The sequence below is a fragment of the Rheinheimera sediminis genome (assembly GCF_004005375.1).
Lineage (GTDB): Bacteria > Pseudomonadota > Gammaproteobacteria > Enterobacterales > Alteromonadaceae > Pararheinheimera.
On sequence record NZ_RZUF01000001.1, the window covers coordinates 159856 to 175073 of the forward strand.

Genomic DNA, 15218 nt, shown 5'->3' on the forward strand with positions numbered 1-15218 from the left:
ATGCCTATTGTATCAAAGTATTCGACCGACCAAATTGAAAAGATCGTTAACACTCTGCTGGAGCAATTACGCTCAGAGGAAGCGACAACGGAATTAAGCCTGATGTGTTTAGGTAATACCATTAGTCATATTATCAATACCAGTGTTCCTGCAGCTCAGCGTATGGATGTGGTCACTCATTTTGGTCAGGCTTTGAAAGACGCCGTTAACAGCAAGAAACAATAACTCTATGGTGCTGGAACAAAACCTGTCATTGGTGAATAAAGTAAACCGCCTGCTGAACTGGGGTCATTGGTTTACTTTTTTTAATATCCTGCTGGCGCTGGTGATCACATCAGCCTACTGGTGGGCAGAACCTTTGCCACAAAGTATCACTGGCTGGTTGTATCTGGTGACCAACTGGCTGGGCCACACCGCCTTTTTGTGTTTTTTGTTTTTTATTCTGACGATATTCCCTGTTACTCTGATTTTTCCATACCAGCGCCATGTGCGCGGTATAGCGGCAACTTTAGCAACGCTCGGGCTGGTGGCGCTGATTTTTGATGCTTATGTGTATCAGGCGCTTGGCTACCATGTCGGCAGCGCATCCAGTGAACAAACCATAGATTTATTGCGCCAGCAAGTGGTTACTAATCTGCGTAATTTTATTCTGATCACCTCTGTAGTGGCTGCATTATTGCTGGCGATAGAGCTGGTACTGAGTAATTTATGCTGGAAAAAAGTGCCACGACTGCAAGCATCAGGTTTAGGTCAACCCGCGCTTTATCTGTTTTTAGGCTGTTTTGTCACCAGCCACAGCTTACATATATGGGCAGATGCCCAGTTGGATCTGGATGTGCTGAAACAGGACAATGTATTGCCTTTCACTTACCCGGCGACAGCTAATACGTTTTTAGCCAAATACAAAGTATTGGATTTATCACGCTTACAAGAAAATAAAGCAGAACAGTTGCAGCGCCCCACTAACTGGCGTGAACCTGAAGCTTTGCAGTGCACAAATCAATCAATGGACGCTGTCACTGTGCTAGTTGTGCCTGCTTTATCTGCTGCTGACATTGCACTTTTAGAGCAACGGAACTTTAAAGTACATCAACACCATTTTGCACCGGTCGAAGCACCCAGTGCATTGCTGAATTTACTGTATGGCAGTATGCAGCTGAATAAAGACATGACTAGCGTTTTACAACAAGCTCCTGTCTGGATGGCGCAAATGCCAGCAGGGCAACTGAGTATCAGTGCCAGTGATGCGCAATTCCAACAACTACTGCCTTGGTTAGCCTTGACCCCGGATGCACCTGCGTCAGTGCAGATAAAATTCAGCAGCGATTTAGCAACAGACTTAGTTCAGTCCGATCAAGGACAACATCTAGTGGTACTCACTCAACAGGCAGCGGATTCACAATTTGATTTAGCTCCCGCTCAGCTTTACAGCCGCTGGCCTGCTCTGCATCGGGCTACATCCGATACAGTGACCCAACATCTGGATCTGATCCCTACTTTGTTGGCTCAACTTGGTTGCCACACTAACTGGCCTGGTGATAATTGGTTCAAACCTTCAGCCTATCCAAAACTGAATTTATTACCTCACCAAATGGTTAGTTTTAAAAAAGACAAAATGATTTTAGTGCGGGATGATGGCAGTTACGGCGTTTGGTCTGCTGGTACTCTGGTACCGCTAAATGAAAAACTGGATATCCCTCAGTTGACCGACGCATTAAAACGTGTGCAACAGCAGTAGCTGCAAAACAAGGCAATAAAAAACCACCGGGCGGTGGTTTTTTATTGCCTGCACCTATTGAAGTGTTTTTGGCGCTTTAATCAATCGGTCACGTTTGCCCTGTAGCTCAAGCTCAGCCAGATGAAACAAATTAGTGAACACCAAAGCCGGAGCCTCACGCTGAAAGGTTTCTTTAAAAGCTATAGTAGCTTCTGCAATCAACTGGTTCACCTTTTGATCATATAAAGAATAACCGTCATAACTATAGGGTTCGCTCAATTCAGCCAATTGGTGCTGCTTTTGCTGACGCATAAACCAATTAATTAAAAACTCATACTCTTTGACATCCAAAAATTCACGGCAATCTAACCCCATCAGGGTTTCTCCTGTCTTTGCACCCAGCGCTGGAGGCGCGGCCTTAATTTCAAAAACAAGCTATACAGCCTATCAGCGCACCAGGTCACGGGCGGTACCTTGAGTAAGAGGCCAAGCATACGCCAATAAGCAAACTGCGACCAGAGCGTAGCAAAAGCAGCGGCCCCTTTGTAATAGATTTGACCGTTTACCCGCACATGCATTCGCGCAAGTGCGCTGCATCTGTCAAGCTCTGGTGGCAGCTGTGCATGTACATCGGTTAAATCCAGCCAGATAATAGGCACCCTACTTTTCAGTGCGCGAAAGTAACTAATCTCGCGCCGGCACAAGGGGCAACCGCCATCATAAAAAACTTCTAGTGAATTCATCCTATGCTCCTGTTAGTTCAGATAATACGTTCGAATATCACTTCAGGATCGGCTGAACATAAAAAACGATAGCGGCGATTGGATTAATTCGTTTTCGATGAATAGCACAGCAGGCTAAGCTCACTACATATTAAGGCATCTGGAGCCACATCATGTTAAAAACTATGACTTTTGCTGTACTACATTTTAGTGTTGCTTTTAGCGTCACCTATTTATTAACCGGAGATCTGTTGGTGGGTGGTTTAGTGGCAACCATAGAGCCAGCCATCAATACTGTCGCTTACTTTTTTCACGAGAAAGCCTGGAACCGTATTGCTCTGCGGCAAAAGCAGCATCATCAACTGCAAGCCTGAGCAGCTTAACCTCAGGCTATTACACAAGCTGCATTATTCCTACGAACAAGGTACACTAGCGCCCTTTTGATTTGTTCCGCGGATTTGTTATGGCCTTAAAGGCAACCATTTTTAAAGCAAGCCTTGCTGTGGCCGACATGTCGCGCCATCATTATCAGGACTATAACCTGACACTTGCCCAGCACCCTTCTGAAACCACAGAGCGTATGATGTTACGTCTGCTGGCCTTCGCTTTGTGTGCCCATGAAGATTTAACCTTTGGCAAAGGCATTTCCGATGACGATGAGGCAGCTGTTTATCGTCAAAACCTGACAGGTGATTATCAATTGTGGATTGAGCTGGGTTTGCCGGAAGAAAAGCGTCTACGTCGCGCCAGTCATAAAACAGAACAGTTGCTTTTAGTTGCTTACGGTGGCACAGCAGTGGATAAATGGTACAGCTCTGAGCAAAAAGCCCTGAGTCAGTTAAAAAACCTGACCATAGTAGCTGTCTCCCCGGCAGATACAGCAGAACTTGCCAAATTATGCGACCGTACTATGCAGTTACAATGCACTATCAACGAAGGTCAAATCTGGCTTGGTAATGCAGCCCACAGCGTACAAGTCCAACTACACTTTATTCAACAGTCAAATCCAGCTTTGCTGGCATCGGAGTAATTACATGACCCAACTCGCTTTAGGCAAACTGAATAAACTGGCGGTAAAAAAGCAGGTCGAATTTGGCGTGTACTTAGATGGCTTAAGCTGGGGTGATATTTTATTGCCTAAACGTTATGTACCTGTCGGCACAGAGATTGGTACAGTGCTTGAAGTGCTGCTGTATCTTGACTCTGAAGATCAGCTGATTGCCACTACAGAAAAACCTTATGTGATGGTCGGTCAGGTGGCACAGCTAAAAGCTGTGGCCATCACCAAAGTAGGTGCTTTTTTAAATTGGGGTCTGAAAAAAGACTTGCTGGTGCCTTTTAGCGAACAACAAATTCCAATGCAGCTGGATAAATATTATTTGGTGTACTGTTATGTTGATAAAAGTAACCGCATTGTCGCCTCAGCCAAACTGGACAGATATATAGGCAAAGAGACGCCGGATTACCAACCAGGTGATGAAGTGCAGTTTTATGTCGCGTCTCAGACTGATCTTGGCTACAAAGTAGTAGTAGATCATCAGCACTGGGGTTTATTGTATAAAAATCAGGTCTTTAAACCACTGCGCATCGGCTACAAAGGCACAGCTTATGTGCAGAAAATGCGTGACGACTTCCGTATTGATTTAATGCTGGATAAACCTGGGTATGAAAAAGCGCAGGCCTTTACTGATGTGATTTTAGAGCGCTTAAAGCACAAAGGCGGCAGCTTGCCGCTATCAGATAAAAGCACGCCGGAGCAAATATATGGTGAGTTTGGTGTCAGTAAAAAAATGTTCAAACAGGCCATAGGCGCTTTATACAAAGCAGGAAAAATCGTGATTGAAGCAGAGGCCATCCGCCTGGTTTAATGTGGCCCGCTTTAAATCGGATTTTAACCGGATACGGGCGGGTACAAGACCAATAAAGATTTGTTTGGAATTCGACACGGGCGGGGATAAACCCCGCCCCTACAGGTCCGCAGTATTTAACGCAGCCATTTGATGGCGTCTATTGCTGGCAAAGCCTTAGCAAACCAATAACCCTGCCCTGCATCGCAACCCAGCTCTTTTAATAATTGCCGTTGTAAACTGGTTTCTACCCCTTCAGCCACTACCTTTAAATTCAGAGTTTTAGCCAAAGCAATCACAGTATTCACCACCGGATTGTCCTGTATGCTGGGCTTCATATTGGCAATAAAAGAGCGGTCAATTTTCAGTACGTCCAGCTTAAACTCATTTAAATAACTTAAACTGGAATAGCCGGTACCAAAGTCATCCAACAGCACACGGACTCCATGCTGGCGCAGTTGCTTTAGACACAAACGTGCTTGTTCAATATTTTCAATCAGTGCCCGCTCGGTAATTTCGATCGCCAGATAACGGGCTGGTACATCCGCTTCGGCCAGTTTCTGGATCACAGCTGTGGCGAAATCAGGTTCAGAAAACGCCAGTCCTGACACATTCACACTGACATAAAAAGCTGCAGCGTAGTCCTGCATCCAGAGTCGGATCTGTTCGATGCCATGCCTCAATACATAATGGTCAATCAAACCTATCAAACCATTTTTTTCCGCAAAGGGAATAAATTGATCGGGCGCGATCACGCCCTGAGTCTGGTGAGTCCAGCGAATTAAGGCTTCAAAACCCAGAGTATCGTCGGTTTCAAGACTGACAATAGGCTGATAATGCAGTACAAAATGCTGCTGTGCCAAAGCTGCCTTAATTTCCAGCCCTAGCCTGAATTCCTGGCTCTCCTGTGCCTGCATATCCGCAGAATAAATACGATACACAGCACGACCATCCTGCTTGGCCTGATACATAGCGATATCAGCACGGCGGATCAGCTCGTCCGCCGATTGCAATTGGTCCTCAGAACTGGCCAGCGCTATACCAATACTGCAGGATGTAAGCAGCAGATGCCCACCCACCAGCAAAGGCTGCTGCAACGCCTGAATGATACGTTGAGCAACCTCTATAACATCGTTAAGCCCGGCTACATCCTCCAATACCACGGCAAACTCGTCTCCGCCCAGACGTGCCAGTGTATCGCTCTGACGCATACATGTCTTCAGAACTCGTCCGACCTGAATTAGGAAATCGTCGCCGACCTGGTGCCCCAGAGTATCATTGACTGTCTTAAAGCGATCTAAATCCAGATACATCACGGCCAGATGATTGGCTGGAAAACGTTGCATCCGCCGAAACGCCTGGGCAATTCTATCCATCAACAAACCGCGGTTCGGCAAAGAAGTTAACGCATCATGCAGAGCCTGATATTGTAATCGTTTTTCAGAAAAGACCCGCTCCAGCGCATTTGATATGTGCTGAGAGACAAAAATCATCAGCTCCAAATCCCGCTCAGTATACTGAATATTGGCGACATAACTTTGCACCACCACTACACCACGCACAGTTTCACTGGACTGAAAGGGCACACCTAACCAGGCCTGAGGCTTGGAACCATAGGAATTGACCTTATACTCCTGCTCAAAGCCTGCTAGTTGGTTACCTAAGATTAATAAAGGTTTATTCGTTCGAAATACATAGCCCGTCAGACTGCGTTCCAGCAGATCTTTGCCAAAAACCTGATCGGGATGTAAATCATCCTCGGTATCAGCAAAATAGGGAAACTGCAGTAACTCTGTTTCTTCATCGTACAAAGCAATAAAGAAATTCGGAGCATAAATCAACGAATTTACAATCTGATGCATTCTTTTGTAGAGATTAGAGAAGTCGTTAGCGAAACAAGAAAAGGAAGCAATCTCGTACAAAGCTTTCTGTAGTCGTTCTGCGTATTTAAGTTTACTAACTGAAGACTCTAGCCTGTCTACTATCTCAGACTTTCGCAGTTTACTAGCTAGAATTGAGGCGACTACTTCAAGAATTTGCTGATGTTCAAGCGTAAAATAATGGGTATGAGAGTGTTCACAGTCAATCACTCCCAGCAATTCATCCCCATCCAGAATAGGAACAACCAACTCAGACAAGCTTGGGACTAAATCAGCCAAATAATGGGGGTCGTTTCGGGTGTCAGACACTAACACAGAAGCTTTTACACTCGCAGCATATCCCACCAGTCCATCGCCTATTTTTAATTCAGCTATGCCTAAATGGGAAGGTAAATCACGGGTACCTGTTGCTGCTTTACGGATAAGACTTTGTTGATCATCAGCAAGAATAAAAATGGCACAATCGACAAAACCTAAACCTGCGACCACATGTTTCGCTGTGTATGTAAGAATTTGGTCCATACCTGTCAACTCATGCAGGTCAATGGCAAACTGATTAATTAAACGCAGTCTGGCATTATCCTGCTGTAACTGCTGGAGTTGAAAATGAAGACTACGGATATCAGATTGATGCTGCGAGGTGGTCAGGGTCGTCATACAGACTCTACTAGATTAATCCGTAGAAAGTTATAAACGACCCTAGTTTAATAATCAATCAAAAGTTAGATTTTGTTCCTATTCAAAGGCTTAGTGAACACTAAATGTACAGCGCTTGTGGCTCGCTCCAAAAAACCACCTTCGCAGTAACATAAGTAGAAATGCCACAACCGGATAAATTGGTCGTCGTACCCTAACTGGTGCAACTTATCGCGCGATGCCATAAAGTTATGACACCAGTCCTGCAGAGTTCGGGCATAATCCATGCCGATGTCCTGCACCTGGCGGAGCACTAAATCAGTGTAACCCGCTACAGCATTACTCATTCTCTGAATAGAAGGCAAACAACCACCCGGGAATATGTAACGCTTAATAAAGTCAACTTCTTTGACATAGTGGCTGTAGCGCTGGTCGGCTATGGTTATAGCCTGTAACACCATCAGTCCGTCAGACTTAAGCAAACTGGAGCATTTAGCAAAATACTGATCAAGAAAATCATCGCCCACAGCTTCAATCATTTCAATAGATACCAGTTTGTCGTAAGTACCGGTTAAATCGCGGTAATCCTGGAACAATAGTGTGATTTGGGATTCAAGACCAGCTTGACGGATTTTCTCCGCTGCATAATCGTGCTGTTCTTGCGAAATAGTAGTAGTCGTGACTTTACAGCCATAATTCCGAGCAGCGAAAATAGCCATGCTGCCCCAACCTGTACCAATTTCTATTAAGTGGTCACTGGGTTTTAATTGAAGCTTGTCACAAATAGATTTGAGCTTATTCATCTGGGCCTGCTCCAGAGTGCAAGTATCAGTTGCATAGACAGCACTGGAATACATCATGCTAGGATCTAAAAACAGTTGATACATCTCGTTACCTAAATCGTAATGAGCGGCGATATTTTTGCGAGACTGTTGTTTAGTGTTACGATTGCGCCAATCAAGTAACTTTAAGGCGGGCTTGCTCAATCGCGCCCAAGCTGATTCAAGTTTATCCAGCAGCGAAGAATTCCGCGCTAATAGTTGCACCAACACCGTTAAATTATCGCTGCGCCACTGGCCAAGAATATAAGACTCTCCAGCACCAACTGAACCTGCAAACATTAGCTTTTGATAGAAGTCAGGGTCTAGCACTGTGAGGGTACATTGCAGTTCCCCCTGAGCATCGCCGAGTAAAGTTTTTTCCTGGCCTTCAACCAGTAATATTGCACCATAGTGCAGCTGGCTTAAATGAGTAACGACCAGCTTCCTGCAGGTTTTGTCAAACCAACGCAAATTCTGAAAAGGACATTGTTCGGTGATCAAAACCGTCATCTTGGTGTTTCCTTTGACTTAGGGTGGCCGTAAACAGGTACTGCTTTGATAAACAGCTTTACTGCATGCCAATAAATTCGTGTCATAACTTGTACGTTTTGCCATGGACGGCGGATCAGTAGACCTTTAAGCGAGGCGAGACTGAATGGCTGCATCCGCAAATCAAACCAGGCACTAAATATTTTTTGCTCAGCTTTGAAATTAGTAATGCTTAACTCCAAACGATCAGGCTCTGCACAAACAGACCAATGATACTGCATATCCATAGGATTAAAAGGCGACACATGGAAGGCTTTATCATGCTGATAATAAGAACGTGCTGCGTCAGTCACAGGCACCAGATAATAATGCCGTTCATTCCAGGGCGTGTTGCTGACCTCAGCCAACAAAGCTACAAGTTGAGCACTCTGATCGAAGCAGTAATACAAGGTCAGTGGACTAAAGTAGTAGCCCCAGTTCGCCAAGGGGCTCATCATACAGACTTTAGCCACAGTGCCTGTAAAACCCAGCTCACACACTTTTTGCCGAACAGCAGCAGTTAAATCTGTAGCTCCAGCTAAATAATCGGCTCGCCTGTAACTGCAAGCGGCAAACCTGGCTTTTGACCACAACCAACCTTTGGCCGGAATACGCTCAAGCTCATCCAGATCAAGCCAGAAATAATGCACCTGGTAGTCAAACCCATGGACTTTAGGCAGATAGCGCTTATGCCCTACCTCCCCCATTAATAATGCATGCCCTGATGGGATCAAAACTCCACTCCCATGGCACGAGCTATATCTACAGCACTGCGAACCCCATCTTCGTGGAAGCCGTTGTACCAATAAGCACCGCAAAACCAGCTGTTGTTAACACCATTTACCTCAGCACGGCGTTGCTGTGCTGCAATAGTACAGTGATTAAATACCGGATGGTCGTAGTTGAAACGTCTCAAAATTTTGCTTTGGTCAATAGCATGACTGTGGTTCAGGGTAACAATAAAAGTAACAGGAGCCGTGATATTCTGCAAAATATTCATGTTGTAGCTTAAAGTAGCATGGCTGGATAAATCGTCAGTCAAATGATAATTCCAGGCCGCCCAGGCCGCTTTGCGTTTAGGCAAAATCCGCTGGTCTGTATGCAGTATTACCTCATTTTTTTGATACGCAATACCACCTAACACTTGTCTCTCAGCCTCGCTGGGGTCCTTTAACAGCGCCAACGCCTGATCACTGTGACAAGCAAAAACAACTTGATCAAAAGACTCTGTCCGACCGTCGGCAAATTCCAGAGTGACCCCCTTATTGTCTCGAGAGACTGCTTTGACCGGACTATTGAGTTTTACCTGCTCAGAATTAAGCGTATCTAATAAAGCGCGCACATACTGACGTGACCCGCCTTTAATGACCGACCACTGAGGCCGGTCTGCCACATTGAGCAAACCATGGTTTTTAAAGAACTGCAGGAAAAAGCGCAGTGGAAAAGATGGCATATCAGCCAAGCCAGATGACCAAATGGCGGCCCCCATAGGCAGTAAATAATCATTCCTTAGCGCTTTGCCTAAATTATGCTTCGCCAAAAATTCATCAATCAGCAAGTCCAGATCAGGATGATTTTGCTCCAGCAGCTGCTTGCCCAGACGGTTAAACTTCACTATGTCGGTCAGCATGCGCCAAAACGACGGGCGAAACAAATTACGGCGCTGAGCAAATAAAGTGCCTAAAGTATGACCATTATATTCAAGACCAGTATCGGCTTTTTTCACCGAAAAGCTCATTTGCGTATGCTGAGACTCTACTTTCAGCTCATTCAGGAACTTATTAAACAGTGGATAAGTCCAGTTATTGAAAACAATAAAGCCAGTATCTATCGCATACTCTTTACCCTGAACATTCACATCTACTGTTGCGGTATGGCCTCCCAGATAAGAACCAGCCTCGAACACAGTCACCTGATGCTGGCGCTGCAACAAATACCAGCTCATCATGCCGGAAATACCACCGCCTACGACCGCTATCCTCATTTATGTATCCTTTGCCATTTTTTGTTTAATTTTGTTAGTGACCCAGCCCAGTAACGGAATATGCCCCACTATCATTTCATTTAAGTCGTAGTAATCTCTGTGGTAGGCAATTTTACCTTCGCTGTTCCAGTGAACTATGGAGCAACCATGCACTGAAATGGCTTTGCCATTACCAATAGCTTCATGGGTAAAGGTCATGATCCAGCTCAGACAACCTTGATCCTGATCGGCAATTTTTGCTGTAGCCACAAAAGTACAACTGCTTAACCGCGCATACGCATGTGAAAAATACTGCAGCAACTGCTCCAGACCTATAATGTGATGCACAGGATCGACAAATTCTACATTGTCAGCATAAAGCTGCGATAGGGAGTTCAGGTTGTTTTGGCTTAAGCTATTGTAGAAATCTAAAAAAAGCTGCAGTCGTTCTGTCGCGTTATTTTTATTCATGATCCAATACATCCTGCGGTTTTTTTACGGTATGGAACAACTCTAAGGTTTTTAACCGCGCTTTGCCGTGGTCCACTATGGGTTTGACATAGTCGCTCCACAATGGCAAAGGATGGGGCCAGTGAATTTGCTTTTTAGCCACATCCGCCAGCTCAGGCAACATACGTTTTATAAATACCCCATCCGGGTCAAAACGTTCACTTTGTGTAACGGGGTTAAAAATACGGAAATAAGGTGCAGCGTCAGTGCCAGTTGAAGCTGCCCATTGCCAACCGCCGTTGTTGGCAGCAAAATCGCCGTCAATCAACTTCGACATAAAATACTGCTCCCCCCAGCGCCAGTCGATATGCAAGTCTTTGACTAAAAAACTGGCCACTATCATACGTAATCTATTATGCATCCAACCCGTTTGATTTAATTGGCGCATAGCTGCATCCACTATAGGATACCCCGTCTGACCATCACACCAGGCCTGAAACAACTTTGTATTATTCGGCCACACAATGCCATCTGTATCTTTTTGAAAAGCCTTATGTTTAATCAGTTGTGGAAAAGCCATCAAAATATGATGATAAAAATCCCGCCACACCAGTTCAGATAACCAGACAGCAGCACCGGATTTTTCTCTGTCCCAGTCATTGGCTGCTTCCAGTTGCAAACGACTGATGCACTGCTGGGCTGACACCACTCCAATAGCAAGATAAGCAGACAATGATGATGTACCTTGCAGAGCAGGAAAATCACGCTCAGCTTGATAATGAGCCACTTTATCCCTGCAGAATTGCCGCATCTGCTCCAACACAAGTAGCTCATCTACTGCATAAGCAAGCGAAGTGCCATCTCCTTTCTTCATCAAAGGCAATTCAGGCAGCTGAAGTTTTGTCTCAGCTAAAGCTTTGGGTTTAGGAAAACAACCTATACCAACCTCACGCAAACGCGCCAGCCAGGTTTTCTTAAAAGGGGTAAAAATCTGATAAATGCCTCCTGTTTTGCTGAGGATAGTCCCAGGCGGCATGACCGCTTTGCGATCAAACCAAAAACAGGCTTTGCCTGAACGAGCAAAAATATCGCTACTCTTGCGATCGCGCAGACGCTCGCGCAGTTCGTATTCATTATGGCCATACAAGGCCTCTGCACCAGCTTCTATCAACTGCTGCATTAGTTCTGGTACAGCAGCGTAATCACTACCTTCAATTGCCAGTAACGGAATATTCAGTGCCGCCAGCTCAAGGCCTAGTTGCTGAACACGACGACGAATAAAATCTTGCTTGATCGGAGCCATACTATGCGCTTGCCAGCTGTCCGGCGTGGCAATAAAAAGCGCCACCACAGGCAAACCAGACTGACAGGCTTCAAACAAGGCCTGATTGTCATAGACACGCAAATCATTACGCAGCCAGACTAAAGAAAATGCGGTGTGATTCATCAGGCGCGTAACCCCAATTCGTCCGGGAATGGCTGCAAGTATTGCTGCGCTGCCAGATATTGGTGTGGATGTTGAGCCAAATGATGACGTAACAGAGTTAATGGAGCTAACAAAGGCAAATGCCCCTGCCGATACTTATGGATCAGGGTCAAAAGCTCCTGTTTAGCACTGCCACTGAGCATTTTCTTGAAGAAGCCTTGCAAATGCATTAATACATTCGCTTGCTGTTTACGAGTGGCTTGTTGCTTTAAGGCCTGCATTAAATCCAGCAAATAACGCTGCGCCAATTCGTCAGGAGCAAACAGTTTCGCCTGAGCCACTAAGCGTCCTAATTCGCGGTACGCTGTAGGACTATGCGCCATGACTAAAAACTTGTAACGGCTGTGGAAAGCCACCAATTTACCGACACTAAAACCCGACTGCAACATCTGCTGGTAGTCATGACAGGCAAAGATCCGGGTCACAAAGTTCTCTCTCAGATTGCTGTCGAGTAAACGACCATCCTCTTCCACTGGCAACCAAGGATAACTATTCATCAGTTGCTGGGTAAAAATACCGACGCCAACTTTACCTAATTGATTGCCGTTTTGATCATTTAGCCGCACCCGCTCCATACCGCAGCTCGGGGACTTAGCGCAGACAATATAACCTGATAATTGCGTAAGTTGTGGCAACAGTTTTTGGGTAAACCGCAGCATAGTCTCAGTGTGGTCAATACTGCTGTCTTTGCTGTTGACCAATCGTACTTGCTGAGCGGAATTGAGCTGAAGCCGAATTGCTGGACGTGGTACACCCAGACCAATTGCTTGCTCAGGGCAGACAGGTACGTAGGATACAAAAGGCGCCAAAGTACTATTACAAAACTCTGACGCTTTATGTCCGGCATCAAAACGCACTTTTTGCCCAAGCACGCAAGCGCTGACGCCAATTTGGATACTCATAATAATTACTCGCAGAAAAAGCACGGAGATGAATAGTTTTGTTTACAGTTCCGCTGCTTCATTGGATCACCACAAGAGAAAATTTTGACAACCAAGGCTAACACATGGGCAGGCTAATCTGAGCTTATCTGCCAGCCAGGACTTTGGCACCGGCACTACAGATATGCAAAGCAACACAGCTGCTGTTTATGCACACAAAGCGCAGCGACTGTAACCGCTATGAGCAAAGCCGGTTTATCCCCGTCCTCCTTGAAGCTAGAGTGCTTTCGACTGCGCTGTTTCGTCCAATTCGTATAGATTAACTATGCTTCAGGGGGTTCATTGCCGCCCTGCATCCTGAGGTCATTTGGGTATATACGGCCCCCTAACGGAGCATAGTTAGAGCCAGTGGCAGAGCTACTAACCCTAGAGTTTTGTCGAGGTAAAATAAACAAGCTGCGCCTGAGAACGCAGCTTGTTTATTTTTTGTTTAACAGACCTCTTATTGATACGAATAACTGAAAGTTAGACCACTAAAAGTCGTATAGGCTCTGACGCCAATATGCCAGGTACCAGCCTGAGGGTTTGAGATAGTGCACTGCTCCATATTGCCATCCAGATAAGGACGACAATCGTATTGGCTGGTGGAAGGTTGGCTGTTGTATCTGACATACAAATCAGCGTCACCTGATCCACCTGCTATGTTGAAACTAAGACTATTGACTCCCGAAGGAATGCTATAAGAACCCCGCAACCAGTTACCTGAAGTCGCTGATAAGTTTTGGAAAGTTTCACCGCCTGTTGGAGCTGTATTACCTCCACCGCTACAGCCGTTGACCGCCAGATAATCTGCTGCTGCTTTGGCCTGAACTATGCCAAAACCAAAAGAGTTATCACGACCAGTACTACCTCTGTCCTGCGCTGTGACTTGCAAAGCAGCACGAATTTGTCCTGCCGTACACTGTGGATAGTTACTCCAGACTAAAGCCGCCACAGCTGCAATATGGGGAGACGCCATAGAGGTGCCGCTGATACTATTGTAACCGCCATTGTTCCAGGTTGAGTTTACAGCAACACCAGGGCCTGCTAACTCGACTTGTGCGTTACGCTGAGAGAAACTGGCAAGGTTGCGGCCTGAGTCAACGGCAGCCACAGACACCACTGCATCATAAGAAGCAGGATAAGATAAACTGGTATTGCCGGCGTTGCCTGCGGCAGCAATCAATAACATGCCACTATTGTAAAAGTTAGTCATGGCTGTTTGTTCGGTTTGACTTGAACTGCCACCACCTAAACTCATATTCACCACTTTAGCGCCTGCATCCTGACAAGACTGAATGCCATCAATCAAATCAGAGGCAAAAGTCCAGTTACCTGAGTCGTTAAAAATTTTAACAATGTGAACTCCAGCCTGGCCAGAGGGTAAAACCCCGACCACACCATCATTATTGTTCAGCGCTACCATAGTTCCGGCCACATGAGTACCATGACCACTGCCATCTGTTGACCAAGTGCCATGGCCTGAAAACGCAAAACCTGTCACTCCTGAACTCGGTAAATCAACATGATTTAAGCGATACCCCGTATCAATCACACAAACCGGGGTATTAGCAGCATTGTTGTCGCTGACCAAATTAGCCTGAACCATGGCAATCCCATAAGGCGTGCTTTGCGCCATTGGCGTGATCAGATCAAACAGATAACGTTTTTGATCCACTTCGATGAACTGTACTTCAGGGTCGGACACCATAGCTTTTAACTGGCTTGGATTTAATTCCAGCACGCTGGATTTGACTGAACTTAAGTGTCTGATCACCTTTCCTTTGTATTTACGTGCGAAAAGTTCAGCCTCTTGCTCAGAGAATACAGCTGTTTGAACACCATTTTGTACGGAAACTGTAGCACCATCTTTAAATCTGACTATGTATCTGCTGATGCTGTCATCAGTTGGATCAATAGTGGCAAGACTGGCTGCAGTAATAAACTCTGGCCCATCGACAGCTGCATTCACAGCCATTGAGATAAAGGATAAAGCAAAACAACCAGCAGTTCCCAATAACAGTACTTTGTTTGTATTTTTCATATCTGTACCTTGTAAGAGTATTGAAGTCCGTGATGTGAAATTGCGTCCTGCGGCTCCAAACTTAGCAAGGCATCCAAATTAGTCTTTACATATGTGTTATATATTTATTATATATTCTTTATAATTCATTGAATTTATTAAAATTTATGACTTGTTTTGCATAAGGTCTATGCTTTTAACACAACAGACTACTTGGGTGGCAGG

At 45.4% G+C, this 15218-nt stretch carries 15 protein-coding genes; 5 read left to right on the forward strand and 10 right to left on the reverse strand.

Annotated features, from left to right (window positions below):
* Together EMM73_RS00670 and EMM73_RS00675 are read left to right on the forward strand one after the other, a co-directional pair.
* Positions 1 to 225, forward strand: coding sequence for a YejL family protein (locus EMM73_RS00670; RefSeq protein WP_127684529.1), 225 nt, complete (start codon positions 1 to 3; stop codon positions 223 to 225).
* A 4-nt stretch (positions 226 to 229) separates the two neighbouring features.
* Complete coding sequence (locus EMM73_RS00675; protein ID WP_127684530.1) at positions 230 to 1738, forward strand: DUF3413 domain-containing protein; 1509 nt, start codon at positions 230 to 232, stop codon at positions 1736 to 1738.
* 54 nt (positions 1739 to 1792) lie between these two features.
* Here the strand turns inward: EMM73_RS00675 and EMM73_RS00680 are convergent, their stop codons facing one another.
* Complete coding sequence (locus tag EMM73_RS00680; RefSeq protein ID WP_127684531.1) at positions 1793 to 2092, reverse strand: hypothetical protein; 300 nt, start codon at positions 2090 to 2092, stop codon at positions 1793 to 1795.
* Positions 2092 to 2460 (reverse strand): thiol-disulfide oxidoreductase DCC family protein, encoded by a 369-nt coding sequence (locus EMM73_RS20495; RefSeq protein WP_127684532.1) that lies wholly within the window; start codon positions 2458 to 2460, stop codon positions 2092 to 2094. Before EMM73_RS20495 ends, EMM73_RS00680 begins: the two co-directional genes overlap by 1 nt.
* Positions 2461 to 2612: 152 nt before the next feature.
* On the opposite strand from EMM73_RS20495, the gene EMM73_RS00690 reads away from it, so the two are divergent.
* The 3 genes from EMM73_RS00690 to EMM73_RS00700 all read left to right on the forward strand — a co-directional run bounded on the left by EMM73_RS00690 (position 2613) and on the right by EMM73_RS00700 (position 4307).
* Positions 2613 to 2813 carry a DUF2061 domain-containing protein gene (locus EMM73_RS00690; RefSeq protein ID WP_127684533.1) on the forward strand — a complete coding sequence of 67 codons (201 nt, stop codon included), beginning with the start codon at positions 2613 to 2615 and terminating at the stop codon, positions 2811 to 2813.
* Positions 2814 to 2902: 89 nt separating this feature from the next.
* Complete coding sequence (locus EMM73_RS00695; RefSeq protein WP_127684534.1) at positions 2903 to 3469, forward strand: YaeQ family protein; 567 nt, start codon at positions 2903 to 2905, stop codon at positions 3467 to 3469.
* A 4-nt stretch (positions 3470 to 3473) separates the two neighbouring features.
* Positions 3474 to 4307, forward strand: coding sequence for a CvfB family protein (locus EMM73_RS00700; protein ID WP_127684535.1), 834 nt, complete (start codon positions 3474 to 3476; stop codon positions 4305 to 4307).
* A gap of 116 nt (positions 4308 to 4423) precedes the next feature.
* On the opposite strand, the gene EMM73_RS00705 is transcribed toward EMM73_RS00700, so the two are convergent.
* The 8 genes from EMM73_RS00705 to EMM73_RS00740 form a co-directional block, all read right to left on the reverse strand.
* Entirely contained in the window at positions 4424 to 6823 is a 2400-nt protein-coding gene (locus EMM73_RS00705) for an EAL domain-containing protein (RefSeq protein ID WP_127684536.1), read from the reverse strand.
* A gap of 65 nt (positions 6824 to 6888) precedes the next feature.
* Entirely contained in the window at positions 6889 to 8133 is a 1245-nt protein-coding gene (locus EMM73_RS00710; protein WP_127684537.1) for an SAM-dependent methyltransferase, read from the reverse strand.
* On the reverse strand, positions 8130 to 8885 hold the full coding sequence (locus EMM73_RS00715) for a DUF1365 domain-containing protein (RefSeq protein ID WP_222422560.1): 756 nt from the start codon (positions 8883 to 8885) through the stop codon (positions 8130 to 8132). Before EMM73_RS00715 ends, EMM73_RS00710 begins: the two co-directional genes overlap by 4 nt.
* Positions 8882 to 10135: an NAD(P)/FAD-dependent oxidoreductase gene (locus EMM73_RS00720; RefSeq protein ID WP_127684538.1), complete on the reverse strand. Its 1254-nt coding sequence runs from the start codon at positions 10133 to 10135 to the stop codon at positions 8882 to 8884. The genes EMM73_RS00715 and EMM73_RS00720 overlap by 4 nt, the downstream gene beginning before the upstream one ends.
* Positions 10136 to 10585: a nuclear transport factor 2 family protein gene (locus EMM73_RS00725; RefSeq protein WP_127684539.1), complete on the reverse strand. Its 450-nt coding sequence runs from the start codon at positions 10583 to 10585 to the stop codon at positions 10136 to 10138.
* On the reverse strand, positions 10578 to 12011 hold the full coding sequence (phrB, locus tag EMM73_RS00730) for a deoxyribodipyrimidine photo-lyase (protein ID WP_127684540.1): 1434 nt from the start codon (positions 12009 to 12011) through the stop codon (positions 10578 to 10580). The genes EMM73_RS00725 and phrB overlap by 8 nt, the downstream gene beginning before the upstream one ends.
* Positions 12011 to 12952 carry a YbgA family protein gene (locus tag EMM73_RS00735; protein WP_127684541.1) on the reverse strand — a complete coding sequence of 314 codons (942 nt, stop codon included), beginning with the start codon at positions 12950 to 12952 and terminating at the stop codon, positions 12011 to 12013. The genes phrB and EMM73_RS00735 overlap by 1 nt, the downstream gene beginning before the upstream one ends.
* 481 nt (positions 12953 to 13433) lie before the next feature.
* Positions 13434 to 15014: a S8 family serine peptidase gene (locus tag EMM73_RS00740; RefSeq protein ID WP_127684542.1), complete on the reverse strand. Its 1581-nt coding sequence runs from the start codon at positions 15012 to 15014 to the stop codon at positions 13434 to 13436.
* Positions 15015 to 15218 lie beyond the last annotated feature (204 nt).

Coding starts and splice junctions, on each gene's coding strand:
- EMM73_RS00670 (WP_127684529.1), top strand. CDS start 1: ATGCCTATTGTATCAAAGTATTCGACCGACCAAATTGAAAAGATCGTT.
- EMM73_RS00675 (WP_127684530.1), top strand. CDS start 230: ATGGTGCTGGAACAAAACCTGTCATTGGTGAATAAAGTAAACCGCCTG.
- EMM73_RS00680 (WP_127684531.1), bottom strand. CDS start 2,092: ATGGGGTTAGATTGCCGTGAATTTTTGGATGTCAAAGAGTATGAGTTT.
- EMM73_RS20495 (WP_127684532.1), bottom strand. CDS start 2,460: ATGAATTCACTAGAAGTTTTTTATGATGGCGGTTGCCCCTTGTGCCGG.
- EMM73_RS00690 (WP_127684533.1), top strand. CDS start 2,613: ATGTTAAAAACTATGACTTTTGCTGTACTACATTTTAGTGTTGCTTTT.
- EMM73_RS00695 (WP_127684534.1), top strand. CDS start 2,903: ATGGCCTTAAAGGCAACCATTTTTAAAGCAAGCCTTGCTGTGGCCGAC.
- EMM73_RS00700 (WP_127684535.1), top strand. CDS start 3,474: ATGACCCAACTCGCTTTAGGCAAACTGAATAAACTGGCGGTAAAAAAG.
- EMM73_RS00705 (WP_127684536.1), bottom strand. CDS start 6,823: ATGACGACCCTGACCACCTCGCAGCATCAATCTGATATCCGTAGTCTT.
- EMM73_RS00710 (WP_127684537.1), bottom strand. CDS start 8,133: ATGACGGTTTTGATCACCGAACAATGTCCTTTTCAGAATTTGCGTTGG.
- EMM73_RS00720 (WP_127684538.1), bottom strand. CDS start 10,135: ATGAGGATAGCGGTCGTAGGCGGTGGTATTTCCGGCATGATGAGCTGG.
- EMM73_RS00725 (WP_127684539.1), bottom strand. CDS start 10,585: ATGAATAAAAATAACGCGACAGAACGACTGCAGCTTTTTTTAGATTTC.
- phrB (WP_127684540.1), bottom strand. CDS start 12,011: ATGAATCACACCGCATTTTCTTTAGTCTGGCTGCGTAATGATTTGCGT.
- EMM73_RS00735 (WP_127684541.1), bottom strand. CDS start 12,952: ATGAGTATCCAAATTGGCGTCAGCGCTTGCGTGCTTGGGCAAAAAGTG.
- EMM73_RS00740 (WP_127684542.1), bottom strand. CDS start 15,014: ATGAAAAATACAAACAAAGTACTGTTATTGGGAACTGCTGGTTGTTTT.